Raw genomic sequence first — 16,084 nt, 5'->3', positions numbered from 1 at the left:
TTTCCTGGGTGCAATTTTGGATGCTTTCAACTTATATTTTAGGGGGGATTGGGCTTACACATTAACAAGGATTGTTTGAATGAAAAACTTTTTCAAAATTGCGCTTGCCGCTGTAGCGGTGACGTCTGTGGTGGCTTCGGCTGGTACACCGCAATTCCCGTTCCCGCAGAACAAAAAGAGCCCGCATGGTACAACTGCGTTGTATGCAGATCCGTCCGTGATTCAGGATCACTTTAAAAAGTGGAAGGGTGCCTGGTATCAGGATAAGGGCAACGAAGCCTGGATTTTGAGCCCAGAAGGGACTAATTCAACCGTGTCCGAGGGTATTGCATACGGCATGATGATCATGGTCTACATGTCTAGCACCAATGACGACCATCAGGCCGAATTCGACAAGCTCTATGCCACGTGGAAGAACAACGCCAAGGGAAATGGCGGTGGTATGAACTGGCGTGTGGGTGAAGGCTCTCACGGTGGTACAGCATCCGATGCTGACTTTGATGCCGCCCTCGCTCTTATTATGGCTTCGAAGCAGTGGAACAACGCCCAGTACTTGACTGACGCAAAGGCCCTCATCAGTTGGATTGCTTCCAACGATATTGATGGCAATAATTCTGTCAAGGCGGGTAGCGATTGGAACCTGATGTTTAATCCGAGCTATGGTACTCTCGCCAACTTTGAACTTTTTGCCAAGGTCACGAACGACAGTAAGTGGAATACTGTGAAGTCTAAGGCCGAACAGGACCTCCTTGCATGTCAGAACAACACTACCGGCCTTGTCACGGACTGGTGTGATTGGAACAGCCATCAGCCTGCCGTCAATTCCCAGGCTGCGGTTGGCCAGGCCGACAATCCGGGCTTCTTTGACGATGCCGCCCGTACGCCATGGCGCATGGCTTGGGCCTATTATTGGTATGGTAACGCCAACGCCAAAAAGTTCAACGATAAAATCGTTCCTTGGATGTACAAGGAAACGAAGATGAACGCTGGCGGTATCAATTCCGGTTATTATCCCGATGGCACGATGTCTCAGAAGCGTGACAACTTCAGTTCCTCCACGTTCTCTGGTGGCTTGGGCCTCGCTGCCGCTAGTGCCGACGAAGCAGAACCGTACCTGGAAACGGTTTACAAGACTTTGAAAAATAAGACTAGCTGTGCTTCGGCAAGCGGCTGTGGTGAAGGCGTCCCTGGTGAAAAGTACTATCCGGCGACCTTGAATTTGCTTTATTTGCTCCTCATGACGGGCAACATGCCCAACTTCTACGACATGACCGGCTTTACTTCGTTCACCCCGGACCCGTCCTTGGGACAGCAAATTACCTCCAGTGAAGGTATTCACTTGGATAAGGGCGATTCCTTGGTGGGTGTTTCCGGTTTCTGGAACTGGGGTGCCTATCATGATAAGCTTGGTATTGGTACAAAGATGGACCCGGACTCTGGTTCTTCTCCGCTTTACCTCATCGGCGATGAAGTTTATGCCAATGCATCCATGGAAATCGGTCCGGAACCGGAGTATGATGAAGCACTGAAGCAAGCTGGTTTGCTCAAGTATCCTTCTGCCGGTATCGCCATGTCGTTCAAGGGTGACGAATCCGGCGTGAACTTGACTGCACTGAACGTTGCTTCCGTGCGCATCAATGTGAAAACAACGGGAACAATGCGCTTTGCGATTCTTTATGCGGAACCTCATTGCGCCGGTTGCGAACCGGGTATCCTTTTGGATCCGACGAACGATTATCAAACCCTCACGTTCAAGTTGAAGCCGAATGGCTACATCCTTGGAGACCTTAATATTGATAGCTGGATGACACAAGAATCGGTTCCTGCTGCGGGCGCCAACGACGTTATGGCCACCGCATCTGGCGTGAAGTTTGAAGCCAAGATGCCGGATGGTGGAACGGGCTCCGTGTCTGTGAAGTCTATTGAATTCCTCGATGCCAGTGGCAATGTGGTCGATCCGGTGAAGCTTGTAGGCTTCGCTGTCCCGAACGACTTCTCCAAGTACAATGGCGGCTCGAGTCCGACATCCAGCTCTTCTCAGGGCGTCAACCCGACCAGCTCTTCTCAGGGTGTTGTGAACCCGGGTAGCTCTGCCAGCGGTCAGGATGCCATCGTGGCTGTGGACGCCTTGAGCGTCGCCAAGGTGAGCGTCTCTGGTATGCAGATCCAGCTGAGCGGTGCCAAGATCGGCTCCAACTATGCCGTGTTCAGCATGCAGGGCAAGGTGATTGCTTCTGGCCGCATCGATGGTGCCAACCAGAACATCGTCATGCCGAGCAAGGGTCAGTACCTGCTCCGTGTGGGTAACCAGATCAGCACGGTCCGTGTAAAGTAATTAAACAATCCTAATGTGTTTGGCTCCCGAAGGCTTCCCCCCTTCGGGAGTCATTTTTTTGCGGTTTTTTGCCGTAAAAGCGCAAAATTTGCGCTTTTGTTTTTTTGTATATTCTCGGGCATGGATATAGGTGCCCTCCATTTTCAGAATCCTGAAGCCTTTTGGCTCTTTATCTTTGTTCCCGTATTGATAGCGCTGTACGTGTACCGCCAGCAGCGCCGCAAAAGTACCATCAAGTTCCCGGCGTTGGCTATCGCCAAAAAGGCGTCGCCTAGTCGCCGAGTGCGTTTGCGCCACATTGTGCCTGCCCTCCGTATGGCTGCCCTTTGTTGCTTTATCGTGGCTCTTGCCCGCCCGCAAAATGCCATGGAGGTGGAATACACCAGTACCGACGGTGTCGACATCATGCTGGTTTTGGACGTTTCGGGCTCCATGGGGACGCTCGACATGCTCACCCGCGCCGAACAGGCGAAACTTGGCGTGATGAACGCGGAACGCATTCTCAAGTCGGGAGAGTACTGGAAGTACAGCCGCATGGGTTATGCCCAAGAAGTGATTGCCGACTTTATTCAAAAGCGCCACAGCGACCGCATAGGCCTCTCCGCCTTTGGCAGCCGTGCCGTGACGCAGTGCCCGTTGACTCTTGATTACGGGAGCCTCCTCGAAATTCTCGGGGCGACGGACGATTTGGCACGCGACTCCGTGTTCGCGAACCGCACCGCCATTGGCGACGGTCTGATGAACGCCTTGGCGCGCTTGCAAAAATCTGAGGCCAAGAGCCGCGTGGTGGTCCTGTTGACCGACGGCAAGGACAACGCAAGCGTCATCTCCCCGGTTCGTGCCGCCGAGGTCGCGCAGTCATTGGGGGTGAAGGTCTACACTGTTGGCGTGGGTAAAAAACGGGGCAAGATCCTTGGGTTCCAGCAGAACGCGTGGACAGGCGAAATCTCGTGGACCGAGCGCGACATCACTCCCGAAGAAGGCATTGACGAGGCGACCTTGAGCGCCGTCGCCCAAAAGACGGGCGGCAAGTTCTACCGTGCCGAGAACAAGGAACAACTTGAAGAAATCTACTCCGAAATCGACCAACTCGAAAAAACCGAAATTGAGACGGTCGCCTATGCCCGCTATGCCGAGAAATTCTACCCGTGGCTTTTGCTGGGGGCGGCATTGATTCTTTTGGAACTGCTGCTTGCAAATACGCGCTTTGTGCGCATCCCGTAATAATCCTTTGCCGTCGATTTCCGTGTTTATGACTCGGGGGTCTCGGTGGCGGGCTTGATGCAGTTGTCGTAAACGCCGTTGAGCCAGTCGTCTACAGTCTGGGTCTTTTCGGTGCCGTATTCGGACCAGTAGACGTTGAGGGAGATTTTCCAGGGAATGACGGATTGGATCTCGCCGGTTTCGCTGTTGCGGATGATTTCGTTGCACAGGAATTCCAGTTCCGAGAGCGTTTCTTTTTCGCAGATGATGGCGAATTTGTCTGCGCTGTAGCGGGCGAGGAACGCATTTTGCCCGTGGCACTGGCTCCGGAGGAACCAGGCTACCTTTTCAATGACAAGAAGAGCTTTTTTCTTGCCGAATTTTTTACGGATTTTTTCGTAGTAATCCACGCCAATTTGCACAAAGAAAAGCCTTTTTTCGGGATCCGGGTTCTGGAGGACCTTGTCGATGTGGTCGGTCATCTTGTGCTTGTTGTTTAGACCGGTGGCGGGATCCGTAAATATCTGTTGCTTAAGCGAGAGCAGGTACATGTACAGTATGGTGAGGATAATGACAGGGGACGTAATGTTCAGTTGTATGAACTTGTACTGGACGAACATGGCGATAAGGGGGATGATTGCCACAAGGCTCAGACGGCGATACTCTCCCTTTTGGAAAGGGTTCGCGCTTCGGAACGACCTCTTGACGGAGACGACAACGGCTGCGATAAAATAGACGTTGCCGACGATGTTCAAGAATAGCCAAAGGAGCGGGTCTAGGAGCAGCTCTGTATCGCTGATGTGCTTAATGCACACGACAATGGCATAGATGCTCACGGCGAGAGGCGGGGCAATAACAAGGGGCGCCCATCGCCGGATCCCATAGGAGTTGTTGGCGGTAGCGTAGAAAGTGTAGGTGAACCAGTTGTAGCCCACAAAAACGCAGGTGATAACCTTGAGGCAAATAAGGACGTGCATTGCGGCGATGTTCTGTGGGTCCACAATGTGGGTGATTCCGCCGATGACGCAGAAGGCTATGAACCACAGTAGTAGGGCGCAGAACGCTCGCGTTTGGAGCTTGCGCTGGTACGACTTTTGCAAGGTGCCCAGAATGAGTAAGGCAGTTAGCAGGCAAATGACATTGACTTCTATCCCGACTAAATTTTCAAACATAGACAGTCCCTCTGTAAGAAAAATATAACAAGTTTCCCGAAAAATGCTGTATCAATTTCAAAAATGCATTTTTTGTCCAAAAATCGCTTTTTTCTGTAAAAACTGGGGCGAAAAGAATGGTTTTTTGTATATTCATGGTCAATTCCAGGGTTTTTGACCCCATTGGCTTGTGTTTTTGGAGGCCTTGATGCGTTTTGCCGAACCGAACTTTTTGTGGTGCCTGTTTACGCTGCCGCTATTCGCGTTGCTGTTCTATTACGCGTACCGCCGTCGCAAAAAATTGGCGGCCCGATTTGTCTCGCTTTCGATGCTCCCCAAACTCACCACGAGCGTGTCGCCGTGGCGCCGCCTCACCAAGGTGCTCCTACTACTCTTGGCCATAGCCTTTTTGTTTGTGGCCCTTGCCCGTCCACAGTGGGGGCGCAAGATGGAACACATCGAACGTCGTGGCTTGGATCTTGTGCTTTTGCAGGATATTTCGCTCTCGATGCTTGCCGAGGATGTGAAACCGAACCGCCTAGTGCGCAGCCGTCACGAGATCTCCTCGTTCTTGGAAGGGCTTTCGGGGGACCGAGTGGGCTTGGTCGCTTTTAGCGGCGAGGCGCAGGTGATGGTCCCTCTGACGCTGGATTATGGCACGGTGCAAATGATGCTCCGTGAACTCAACCCCGGTTGGCTCATGCCGGGCACGAACCTCGAGAACGCCATCCGCAAGGGGATGGATTTGTTCAAGAACTCCGGCGGGGCGGGGAAGTACTCTGTGATGATCTTGATGAGTGATGGCGAGGAACTTGAAGCCGAAGCCGTGAACGCCGCCAAGGAAGCCGCCGAGATGGGCATCAAGATTTACACCATCGGCATAGGAAGCCGCGAGGGCGTGCCCATACCGGTCAAGACAAAGAACGGCGAAGTCGCCTACAAGAAGGACGTTCAAGGGAACATTGTAACGACGCGACTCGAGGAAGGGACTTTGCAGGAGATTGCAAGCGTCACGGGAGCCCTGTATTTTTACGCGAGTCCGGGTGAGTTCCAACTGCAAAAGGTGTTGACCGAAATCGCGAGTCTCGAAAAGAAGGACCAGGCGAGCGACCGCATGGAAAATTACCAGGACCGTTACCAGATCTTTTTGGGATTTTCGGCATTGCTGTTCCTGATCGAGGCGATGATATCGGAACGGGGCCGCCGTCGCAAGCAACTCAACGGTCGTTTTAGTTAATTGGATTTCTCTGTACAGCAAAAAAGGGCATCGCTCGGGCGATGTCCTTTTAGTTTTTGGATAGAGAAAAGAGCCTTTCTGGTGGATGTGTCTCTCTTGGAGACGGGCGGCTCGCTGGGCGATGCCGGAAGTTATCCACCAGAAGGGCTCATTGACTAATATACGGATTTTTTTTGATTTGGAACACACTCCTTGTTTATTTGTTACTCCAACTTGGAAGAATGCTTTTCTGGATTCCCGATTTAATCTATATTTTGGCAAATGCTTAAACGATCTAGTTCAATTGGATTTGTCGCCGCGGGCTGTTTTGCCGTAATTGCGGCGTGCTCCTCTGCGCCCGCCCCCCAAACGGCGAGCCCCGCTCCGGCGGTCGCCGATACGGCTGCCCCTGCGGTTGCCGAGGCTCCCGCCTCTGAACCTTCCGTTGTCCCGGCAAGTTACAAGGACATCAAGTATCCCGAATTCAAGTATGTGGCTCCGTACCCCAAGGACTATCGCGTCGAAATCGCTGAAGGCGTTTCGGGCTACATTGTGAGCGACCGCGCTCTTCCGCTGGTGAACTTGACGGTCTATTTTGAAGAATCGAACGTCGCGTCAAACATCAAGGACGAGGCCGCCTCCGAAATGGTGGGAACCATGCTCCGTCGCGGTGCGGGCGGTGGTATCTCGGCGCACGCTCTGGACGATTCCCTGGAATTTGTCAGCGCTTCCCTCTCGACTAGCGCGGGCACGTTCCTCTCGGCATTCGATATTGACTGCCTTTCGAAGGATTTCCCTGCGCTTTTGGAACTGGCGAAGAAGGTCCTGACCGCCCCTGCATTTGACAAGAACCAGTTGGAAATTGTTAAGGCGAACTTTGTGACCGCTCATGAACGCCGTTACGAGACGCCAGCCAAGATTCTCTCGGCTTTGAAGTCCAAGGTGAACTATGCGCCGAACCCGCGGATGTGGGACGCCACCGCCGACGAGTACAAGAAGGTGAGCGTTGCCGACGTGAAACGCTTGGCCGAGGGGACCTACTCTTCGAAGCGCATTGTATTCGCCCTCTCGGGCGATGTGGACCGCGATTCCGCCGTGACGCAAATGAAGGAGTTCTTTGCTGGCTGGAAAGTGGACGCCCCCAAGGTGGCAAGGCCCAAGCCCGAGACAATCGCCTTTGTCCGTAAACCGGGCGTTTATGTGGTCGACAAGGACATTTCGCAGGCGAACATTACCATGAACCAGCCGTTTGTGAAACGCCCTCACCCCGACTACTACCCGACGGCGGTGGCAAGCTTTATTTTGGGCGGGGGCAGCTTTACCAGCAGGCTCGTGAACCGCGTGCGCAGTGACGAGGGACTTGCCTATAGTGTTTATAGCTCTGCCGGCAACGACTATCGTGATTCCGCCATGACGACCATCGCCCTGCAGACCAAGGTCGAATCGGTCGACTTTGCCCTCAAGCTCATTTTTGAAGAGGTGGAAAAGCTGGCAAAGGAAGGCCCCACCGACGAGGAACTAGCCCAGGCTAAAAAGGCGATTGTCGAAAGTCTGCCTGCGTTATTTGATTCCCCGGAATCCATTGCGACCATCTTTGCGAAAGATGAACTTTTGGGAAAGTCCCCGGAACATTACAAGAATTTTGTAACCGAAGTGAATGCCGTGACCAAGGATCAGGTCAAGGCGATGGTCGCCAAGTATTTTGACAAGAACAAGATGACGATTTCCATTGTGGCGCCCGTCGCAAAGCTGGAAGCTCTCAAGCCGTTTACGGTGATCCCGCTCGATAGCCTGGATTTTAGATAATGTTTTTTGGCAAGGGCATAAGATGTGTAGTGGCGATCCTTTTGGTGTCGCTGGTGACGGCTTATGCCGGCGAGTACATGCCCTCTAACCCGGAGGCGCTCTCGAAGGCGGAACTGATGGACGCCAAACGCGATTCCATTGCCAAGGTGCGTTTCCGCGGGCTGGTGCTGCGCCAGTTGGCCAACAAGGAAGACGATGTGCGCAGCCTTTGCTCGGGCGTCAAAAAATGCCTGGACATCCAATACGATTTTTGCTCCCAAGAAGACCTAAAGCCCTGGCCCAAGACGAAGTACGACGACGAGTTCTGTGAACCGTTCAAGGAAATTACCAGGCGTGGATTCCCTGCCGATTTGAAGCAGCCCATGGCTGCCGAGGTCTATGCCCGCTTGGGTCGTCAGTACAGGGCGATTTACGAGAACAAGGGAACGCTCCCGCTGGGTGCAAACGCCATCAGCTATTTGTTCGACAACATGCCGTTTACGGCGCAACTGATCAACGCCTACTTGGGCTCGGGTTACGAACTGGGTTACACAAGCCGAAACCGCCGTTTTTTCCATGGCAGCAATGGCCGCAGCCTATCGGGCGAGTTCTACTGGGTGCTTCAGGATAGCGCCGGTCAAAAACTCGGCATGCGGAACGTGTTCTTTGGCTATGGTCACGCGAAGGTCTTGAAATGGTCTCTCCACGGTACTGCAGTCGCCTACCTGGACATGGACGAAATCGCCCCGAACAAGATTTCGTATAAGCTGACCGCTATTGTGTTCCCGGCCAATTCCATTTTGAATTCCATTATGCAGATGAATGTATTCAAGAGCGTGGTGAACGATAAAATCGACCACATCGTGGACGATGTCAAAAAGGCCTCGAAGGAATACTTTGGCGGCAACAAGGAGCCCATGCTCAAAAGTGCTGCCTTGAAGTCGCAAGAGAATGTCCAGTATGTTTTGGATTTCGAGACCGTGGTGAATGGCGCCCCGTGGAAGCTGGGTGATTTTGAAAGACTGCAAAGGCAAAGGGAAAAGGAACGGCCTGCTCCCGCTCCCCTGAAAGTTGAAGAACCGAGGATGGTAAAATGAGTGAAGAATCGTTGGAATCGCTGTTGGCTCGAGTAACGGATCGCCGCCAGGAACTGCTGACGGGCGTGGTGAATCGCCGTACCAGGCACTTTTGCATGGTGCTCGAGGACTTGTTCGACCCGCACAATATTTCGGCCGTCATCCGTACAGCCGAGGTCTTTGGTATTCAGGACGTGCATGTGATCGAAGAGGACAACGCCTACAGCGTGAACAAGTCCATTTTGAAGGGCAGCTACAAGTGGATGAGCATCTACCTGTACAAAAAGCGCATGCTCTGCATGGAAAAGCTTCGCGAAAAGGGCTACAAGATCGCGGTGGCGAGTACGAACACCACGAACTCGGTCCTGGATTTGGACTTGAGTCAGCCGACTGCCTTTTATCTGGGGAGTGAATTCCACGGGAACCATCCCGATACTCTAGCCCACGCCGACTACGAGTTCAAACTGCCCCAGTACGGCATTACGGAGTCCATGAACGTGTCGGTTGCGGGCGGCGTCCTGATGACTTACTTGGACGTTTTTATGCAGAAGGAAGGGCGCGAGAAGTTCCTGCTGCCTCAGGCCGAACGGGACGCCTTGTTGCACGATTGGCTGGACCGCCATGTGAACGGCATCGAAAATAACAGCCCAATAACGAGAATCGAAGGCTAAAATGGTCAAAAAGGCTTGAAAAGCCCCCGTTTTGAGAAGTGAGTTTTTGAAAAATTTCGTGAATAAGCTAATTTGAAGCTAGAATGAAAAAGAATTCTGCACTCTATTTCTCTGTTGGCTTGGTTGTTCTCCTCGCCATCGTCATTTTGGTTTTCGGGGTGTTCTTCCTGAATGAGAAAGACCCCAGGGAAACTTTCAATACGTTCTACCTCCGTTTTACCCAGGTCAGCACGCTTGTGCTCGATGACCCGGTCAAGGTGAACGGTGTCAAGCTGGGCAAGGTCGAGGACATCAGCCTTGCCGGCCATCGCGTGGTCGTCCGCATCCGTCTTCGTACCGATGTCAAGATTCCCAAGGATTCCGAAATCCGGGTGCAGAATATCGGCATTATGGGCGAACGCCAGATCGGTATGATTTTGGGCGATTCCACGCAGTATTTTGCCCCGAACGACACTATTGACGGTCAGTTCGATGCCGGTATCGCCGAGGCCATTGGCCTTGCCGGTGAAGTTTGTGACAGCACCAAGGTTCTATTGGAGTCGGTAAAGCAGGCGTTGAACGGCACCATCGCGAATCCTGAATTCCAGGACCGATTCAAGACTCTCTTGGCCAAGGCGGAAACTTTGGAAGACCGTTTGATGAGCATGGTCAATACGACCGACCCGCAGCTCAAGAAGAGTCTGGACGGGTTGAACCAGGTGACCGCCAAGGTGGGCGAACTGGTGGACGGCGTCAAGCCGCCAATCGACAACATGTTTGCGGGCGCCGACAAGGTGATGAACAACGCCAATTCGTTGATTTCGGATCTCGAAGGCGTGACCAAGCACTTGGACGAACTGATTGCCAAGGTCCAGTCCAAGGACAATACCGTGGGTACCTTGCTTGCCGACAAGACTTTGCATGACGATCTGGTGAAGACCGTCCATTCTGCCGATAGCCTGTTCCGTGTGATTCTGCACGATGGCCTCGATGTGAATGTGGATTTTTTCTGAGGAAAAGATGATAGTTAAGACTCTTACAGTCACTAACAAACTTGGAATTCACGCGCGCCCTGCTGGCATGATTGTCGACATTACTGGCCCCGCCAAGAGTGACGTCTCGATCGTTTTCGAAGGATCCAAGGCAAATGCAAAGAGCATCTTGAACGTGATGATGCTGGCCATTCCACTTGGCTCCGAAGTGAAGTTCGAAGTTGACGGTGAAGACGAAGAAGAAGTCTCACAAAAGTTGGAACAGCTGTTTAATGACAAGTTCAACGAAGAACCAGGCTGAACGCATCGTATTGGTGGGCGTTCCGGCGTCCCCGGGTTTTGCCATGGGGAAGGCGTTCCCGATTATCAATCGGGAGGTCTCTGTTGTTGAAGAGACTTTGCCGGAGTCCCGAATCCCTGCCGAAGAACAGCTTTTTTTGAAGGCTGTCACCAAGACCGTCACCGAAATCAACAAGATCAAGGAAGTTTCCGAAAGTCGTGCGGGCTTCCAGGACAGTTTGATTTTTGCTACCCACCTTATGATTTTGCAGGACCCGGGCTTGATCAATGGGATCCTTGATAAAATCAAGAAGGGGCACAAGAACGCCCGGTGGGCTGTCCACGTGGTTTTGGGCGGCTATATCGACAAGTTCGAGAAGATTGATTCTCAGGCGACCCGTGACAAAGCCGCCGACTTGCGCGACCTGTACAACCGTTTGATGGCGGCCATGGAAGACTCCGGACCGGTACTAGAGGAAGTATCTATCGAAGCCGGCGTGGTTCTGGTGGCGCACGAGTTTTTGCCGAGTTTTTTGATGTCCGTGAAGCCGGGCCAGGCGAGCGCCCTCGCCATGGATACTGGCGGCCGCACAAGCCATGTGGCCATTTTGGCTCGCTCTCTCCAAATCCCTGCCGTGTCGGGCCTCCGCAACGTGGCAGCCTTGATCAAGCCCGACGACACCATCATTGTGGATGGTTCCGGCGGCATGGTCATTGTGAACCCGAACGAAGAAGATATTCGCAGGTTCCGTGAACGCCAGGAGGTTTACGAACGTCAACGCCGTGAATTGTTCACGATGCGTAGACTTGAACCTATGACTCGCGATGGCAAGTACATCACGCTGCATGCGAACATCGAGCTCCCGAGTGAAGCCGAAAAGGTGACCGACTTTGGCGCGACGGGTATAGGGCTTTACCGTTCTGAGTTCCTGTTCTTTAGGAAGGATGCCCCGACCGAGAATGAACAGCGGGAAGCCTACCAGCAAATTTTGGACACCATGGCGCCGTGCCCTGTGACCATACGTACGCTGGATGCTGGCGGAGACAAGCTGGTGTCGGGAATCTCGGCGGTCAACGAGGCGAACCCGTTTATGGGCTGGCGCAGCATTCGCGTGTGCCTGGACCGTGAAGATGTTTTTTGTACGCAGTTGCGGGCTCTCCTTTTGGCGAACAGCAAGGGGAATTTGCGTGTGCTGCTCCCCATGATATCGGGACTTTCGGAACTTCGCAGGGCAAAGGCGTGCATTGCCAAGTGCCGCGAAGAACTGATTGCCGAAGGCCATGAAGTTGCAGATATCAAGGTGGGCGTGATGATTGAAGTGCCTGCTGCCGTGATGCTTGTGGACTTGCTTGCCAAGGAGTCAGACTTCTTTAGTATTGGAACCAACGACTTAATCCAGTTCACCTTGGCGGTGGACCGTACAAACGAATTGATTACCGACATGTTCCAACCGCACCACCCGGCTGTGCTTAGCATGATCTACCAGACGGTGATGGCGGCGCATCGCCAGGGAATCCCCGTGGCGGTTTGCGGTGAAATGAGCTCGGACCCGTTCAGTGTGCTTTTGTTGGTGGGCTTGGGAGTCGATGAACTATCCATGACGCCTTGGAGCGTGATGGCGACCAAGAAGATTATTCGCTCCATTAACTTTGAGGACGTGCGTGAAACGGCGTTGACTGTGCTCCAGATGGATGATGCTGAGAATGTGGATGCCTATTTGAAGAAAAAGTACGCGCAAACCATTAAGGATTTAGGAATTTCTAGTTTGTTGGGTGGTGATAGTGAAAAACAGACTTAGGCTGAACCATGGTTTATTGACCCTTGCTTTTTTTACCTTTGTATGTAATGCCGGTGCCGAGACGACAAAAGTGGATCCCGTGCCGGCTCCGACAATTGCTACGGACAGCTTGATTGCGACCATGCCGGTGACGCCGCTGGACCCCTATGAGGAACTGGAAAAGATTCCCTCGGTGGATTTTCAAAACCTGGTAGTTCGCGCGGAACGCTCTAAAAAGGCGGCTGCCGATTCAACGCTCCCCAAGAATGTGCGTGACTTTGCCAAGGCCGCTGCCTTCTTTTATACCGGGGCGTGGGACAGCGCCTATGCCGCTTATGATTCCTTGCGTTCCCGTGACACCGTGCTCGAGAAGACGGTGATTTTGCGTATGGCCAAGGCCCGCTTTATGCAGGGCGATTACAGCCAAATGCGAGCGGCCCTCGCCTTGGGTGCCAAGTTTGAGAAAGATGCCGGCTTTGACAAGTCGGCTTCGCGCATGCGCATCGAGGCTGCCATGGCCGATACCACGTTGAATGATCGAGCCCATGCGGATTCCCTGAAAGTTTTTTTGGACAAGTACCCCAAGGGGGACGATGCCGCCGCCCTCAAGTATCGTTACGCGGTTTTCTTGGAAGAGTTCAAACAGCCCAAACAGGCGAAACGCCTCTACATGCAGTTGCTGACTAGTGCAACCGTGTACAAGGATTCTGCTTTCTCGGCAATCCGCAGGCTTCGCAAGGTGCGCGGTGGTCCTGAATCGCTGAGCGAGAAGGTTGCCTACGCCAAGATGGCTTGCGCGAAGGACGAGGCGAACGTGTGTCTCGCCTTGCTGGATTCCATCCGCATATTGGATTCGCTGCAACTCGCCAAGGCTCCCGAAACGGCAGTGCCGCTGCCCGAGGATTCCCTGCAAAAGCAGCTCCCGCCGAGCACGCTCGACATGGATACGCGAATCATGCTTTGGGAAAAGCGGGCGGTAACCTTGCGTGCGTTGAAACGCGAAAAAGAGTCCATTGCACAGTTCAAGTTCTTGCTCGATTCCGTGGAGGCGCGCCCGTTGTGGATGCAGTCGACGCTCCGCCTGTATCGCAATGACGCGAAAACCTACGCCAAAGAAATTAAGACTATGGATTCGCTTTTGCAGGACGTGAGCCAGTTTAGCAAGGAAAACGCCAACAACCTCTGGGTCCGTGGCTTTGAATACGAGCAAAAGCAGATGTACGACAGTGCTATCGTTTGCTTTAGGCAGCTCTCGAACAAACGCTTCAAGAACAACATCAAGCGCCAGTGGGCCAAGTTCCGCATAGGCTTTATCTACTTCAAACAAGAAAAGTGGAACGAGGCTGTCGACGCCTTTATTGACGCCACCAAGGATCCGTTCTTGTGGAGCGGTAGCGGCGCCCGCATGTTCTTGGGCGACACCTACATGATGCTCGGCAAGGATTCGCTCGCCCGCGAGGCCTACTTGGATTGCATCAGGGATTTCCCGCTGGCCTACTATGCGCACCGCTCGCGTCTCAAGCTTGTAGAAAACAAGCTGATGGATGCCGACAAGGTCCCGTTCGCCCATGGGGTCGCCATGTCGCCCGAAGAGACCCTCGCTTGGATTCGCGCTTCGCAAAAGCAGACCAAGGTCGACTCGAGCTACAACCCGACCCGTTACCGGCGCATTAAGGACTTGTTCCTGTACGGCTTTACCGACGAGGCCTTTGCGCTTTATGACGAAGCCCGCAAAAAGAACTACAAGCGCCTGGATTTTCTTTACGAATACGGAATGCTCTTTTACGAAGTGGGCGAGACTGCAGCGGGTTACCGCCTGGCGCGCCAGTTCCAGAATAATATTGACCGCCGTCGTCTGATGTCGCCGCCCATTAGCGTGCTGCATTACCTTTACCCGATCCCGTTCACGGAACAGGTGAAGTTTCATTCCGGCGAACGTATCGACCCGTTCTTTGTGTACAGTGTGATGCGCCAGGAATCCATTTTCAACTTCCAGATTGCCTCTCCGGTGGGGGCTTGCGGTCTTTTGCAGATTATGCCCGCGACAGGCAAGATGCTTGCTGAAAAAGAGAGCATTGCCGACTGGTTCGACCCTAAGCTGCTTTACAACCCGTACATGAACATTCGCTTGGGCATCCGTTACCTGGTCGATCTCAAGGCGGAATATAATGACGACTACATGTATGTGCTGGGCAACTACAATGCGGGTCCGAAGCCCACCAAGCGCTGGCAGACTGCTGGCGAGGGCCTCCCGTGGGATGTGCGTGCCGAAGAAATCAGCTATTGGGAAACTAGGGACTACGTCAAGCGCGTCATGGGGAATTACTGGATTTATCAGGAAATTTACGACGAGATTTAGCGCATGTTGTTCCTCCTTTTGACAATCGGTCCGGCGTTCCTCTTTGCCTGCGGCAATATCCTTGAAAAGTCAGGGGTATCTACGGTAGGCAAGCGTACTGGCGGAACTTCCCGACCGTGGGAATTCTTCAAGGGTGTAATTACGAACAAGTTCTGGTGGTTCGGCATAGGTTGTTCGGGCCTTGCGACCTTGGGCTATTACATTGCGATGGCGCGTTACGACCTCTCGCAGGTGCAGCCCATGATGGTTTTGAATCCGGTTTTGACGGCGCTTATGGGTTTTTGCATTTTGCGCGAAGCCTTGACCAAGCGGATTGTGGTTGCGATTTGCTTTGTGGTGGCGGGCCTGCTTTACTCGGTAGAAAGCCTGGGTGAATCGACCAGCGTGCAGAATGTGACCGTGCTTTGGGCGTATGCGGGGGCGCTTTGCGCCGTGACCTTCTTTGCCCACTTGTGGTGCAAGGACCGTGAAATGGTGGACTCGCTCATCATGGGCGTGGGCTTTGGCGTTTCGGCGGCGTTCTACAAGAGCGTGGCGATGGATTTTGACCTCGATGCCGTGAGCGCGTCGACCGTGTTCGGACTTCTTTTGGACCCGCGCGTTTGGGGCTACGTGGCCACGTACGGGATTGCGTTCCTGTATTCGCAGATATCGTTTTCCAGAGGGCGAGCCCTGTTCATCATCCCGTTCAGTGCCGCTGTCGGTGCTGCCGTGCCCACTCTTGCCGGGGCGATTGTGTTCTCGGAGGCTTTTCCCATAGGGAAAATCATCTCGGTGACCCTGGTTCTTATAGGCGCGGGACTTTTTGTGGTGCGTCGCCCTCGCACTTTGCGCAAAAAAAACATAGTTTAAGGACGATGCTGTATGGAAGATGCCCCAAAGTTAGTTGAAATTTCTGCAACCAAAAAGAAAAAGGTGGTCTCCAACTTGTAAATTTGGTTCAGCAAAAAAACACCAAGCAAGAGGATAACCACCATGATGAAAAGTACAAAAAGAACCCCAAAACTGTCAATCGTCCGCCGCGAAGAAATCGACATTTCGACCAGTATCGGGGTGGTTCTGGCCGACCTTGCCGAACAGGGGAAAAGCTGCCTTGACGCGCTGTCGAGGGAGATGGGCGCAAGGCTCGTGGAGGCGATACTCCTGGCCGAAAGGGAACAGCTCGGCGGTGCAGCATACCACCCCAGGGAGGGCTTCAAGAAGTGGTCCAGCCAGGGCGGTTCCGTGTACATCGCGGGCGGCAAGGCGAAGGTGCGCGTA

The 16,084-nt window shown here is 53.3% G+C and carries 13 protein-coding genes; 12 read left to right on the top strand and 1 reads right to left on the bottom strand.

What is annotated here, in order from left to right; genetic code table 11:
• Positions 1–79 precede the first annotated feature (79 nt).
• Positions 80–2,335, top strand: a complete 2,256-nt coding sequence (locus BUB55_RS10555; RefSeq protein WP_073190972.1) for a glycosyl hydrolase family 8 — start codon at positions 80–82, stop codon at positions 2,333–2,335.
• 120 nt (positions 2,336–2,455) lie between these two features.
• Positions 2,456–3,559: a vWA domain-containing protein gene (locus tag BUB55_RS10550; protein ID WP_073190970.1), complete on the top strand. Its 1,104-nt coding sequence runs from the start codon at positions 2,456–2,458 to the stop codon at positions 3,557–3,559.
• A 26-nt stretch (positions 3,560–3,585) separates the two neighbouring features.
• Here the strand turns inward: BUB55_RS10550 and BUB55_RS10545 are convergent, their stop codons facing one another.
• Positions 3,586–4,710 (bottom strand): diguanylate cyclase domain-containing protein, encoded by a 1,125-nt coding sequence (locus BUB55_RS10545; RefSeq protein WP_073190967.1) that lies wholly within the window; start codon positions 4,708–4,710, stop codon positions 3,586–3,588.
• 187 nt (positions 4,711–4,897) lie between these two features.
• Here BUB55_RS10545 and BUB55_RS10540 point away from each other — a divergent pair, with 187 nt between their 5' ends.
• From BUB55_RS10540 to BUB55_RS10495, 10 genes are all read left to right on the top strand, one after another.
• Positions 4,898–5,926 carry a vWA domain-containing protein gene (locus tag BUB55_RS10540; protein WP_073191009.1) on the top strand — a complete coding sequence of 343 codons (1,029 nt, stop codon included), beginning with the start codon at positions 4,898–4,900 and terminating at the stop codon, positions 5,924–5,926.
• Between the two features lie 261 nt (positions 5,927–6,187).
• Positions 6,188–7,711: a M16 family metallopeptidase gene (locus BUB55_RS10535; protein ID WP_073190964.1), complete on the top strand. Its 1,524-nt coding sequence runs from the start codon at positions 6,188–6,190 to the stop codon at positions 7,709–7,711.
• A gap of 29 nt (positions 7,712–7,740) precedes the next feature.
• A complete protein-coding gene (locus BUB55_RS10530; RefSeq protein WP_073190961.1) occupies positions 7,741–8,787 on the top strand; it encodes a hypothetical protein in 1,047 nt (348 codons plus the stop codon).
• Positions 8,784–9,437, top strand: coding sequence for a TrmH family RNA methyltransferase (locus BUB55_RS10525; protein ID WP_073190958.1), 654 nt, complete (start codon positions 8,784–8,786; stop codon positions 9,435–9,437). Before BUB55_RS10530 ends, BUB55_RS10525 begins: the two co-directional genes overlap by 4 nt.
• A gap of 83 nt (positions 9,438–9,520) precedes the next feature.
• Positions 9,521–10,429: an MlaD family protein gene (locus BUB55_RS10520; protein ID WP_073190955.1), complete on the top strand. Its 909-nt coding sequence runs from the start codon at positions 9,521–9,523 to the stop codon at positions 10,427–10,429.
• A 7-nt stretch (positions 10,430–10,436) separates the two neighbouring features.
• On the top strand, positions 10,437–10,709 hold the full coding sequence (locus tag BUB55_RS10515) for an HPr family phosphocarrier protein (RefSeq protein ID WP_073191006.1): 273 nt from the start codon (positions 10,437–10,439) through the stop codon (positions 10,707–10,709).
• Complete coding sequence (gene ptsP, locus BUB55_RS10510) at positions 10,681–12,486, top strand: phosphoenolpyruvate--protein phosphotransferase (RefSeq protein ID WP_073190952.1); 1,806 nt, start codon at positions 10,681–10,683, stop codon at positions 12,484–12,486. The genes BUB55_RS10515 and ptsP overlap by 29 nt, the downstream gene beginning before the upstream one ends.
• Positions 12,470–14,824 carry a lytic transglycosylase domain-containing protein gene (locus BUB55_RS10505; protein WP_234971902.1) on the top strand — a complete coding sequence of 785 codons (2,355 nt, stop codon included), beginning with the start codon at positions 12,470–12,472 and terminating at the stop codon, positions 14,822–14,824. Before ptsP ends, BUB55_RS10505 begins: the two co-directional genes overlap by 17 nt.
• A 3-nt stretch (positions 14,825–14,827) precedes the next feature.
• Positions 14,828–15,676, top strand: a complete 849-nt coding sequence (locus tag BUB55_RS10500; RefSeq protein WP_073190947.1) for an EamA family transporter — start codon at positions 14,828–14,830, stop codon at positions 15,674–15,676.
• Between the two features lie 123 nt (positions 15,677–15,799).
• The coding region (locus BUB55_RS10495) for a hypothetical protein (protein WP_143152881.1) at positions 15,800–16,084 on the top strand (285 nt) is incomplete at its 3' end.

It is taken from the genome of Fibrobacter sp. UWP2, assembly GCF_900141705.1.
GTDB lineage: Bacteria > Fibrobacterota > Fibrobacteria > Fibrobacterales > Fibrobacteraceae > Fibrobacter.
The sequence above is the reverse complement of the archived record's forward strand: the minus strand, read 5'-3'. Positions and strand labels throughout refer to the sequence as shown.

Coding starts and splice junctions, on each gene's coding strand:
- BUB55_RS10500 (WP_073190947.1), top strand. CDS start 14,828: ATGTTGTTCCTCCTTTTGACAATCGGTCCGGCGTTCCTCTTTGCCTGC.
- BUB55_RS10525 (WP_073190958.1), top strand. CDS start 8,784: ATGAGTGAAGAATCGTTGGAATCGCTGTTGGCTCGAGTAACGGATCGC.
- BUB55_RS10515 (WP_073191006.1), top strand. CDS start 10,437: ATGATAGTTAAGACTCTTACAGTCACTAACAAACTTGGAATTCACGCG.
- BUB55_RS10555 (WP_073190972.1), top strand. CDS start 80: ATGAAAAACTTTTTCAAAATTGCGCTTGCCGCTGTAGCGGTGACGTCT.
- BUB55_RS10520 (WP_073190955.1), top strand. CDS start 9,521: ATGAAAAAGAATTCTGCACTCTATTTCTCTGTTGGCTTGGTTGTTCTC.
- BUB55_RS10545 (WP_073190967.1), bottom strand. CDS start 4,710: ATGTTTGAAAATTTAGTCGGGATAGAAGTCAATGTCATTTGCCTGCTA.
- BUB55_RS10540 (WP_073191009.1), top strand. CDS start 4,898: ATGCGTTTTGCCGAACCGAACTTTTTGTGGTGCCTGTTTACGCTGCCG.
- ptsP (WP_073190952.1), top strand. CDS start 10,681: ATGACAAGTTCAACGAAGAACCAGGCTGAACGCATCGTATTGGTGGGC.
- BUB55_RS10535 (WP_073190964.1), top strand. CDS start 6,188: ATGCTTAAACGATCTAGTTCAATTGGATTTGTCGCCGCGGGCTGTTTT.
- BUB55_RS10550 (WP_073190970.1), top strand. CDS start 2,456: ATGGATATAGGTGCCCTCCATTTTCAGAATCCTGAAGCCTTTTGGCTC.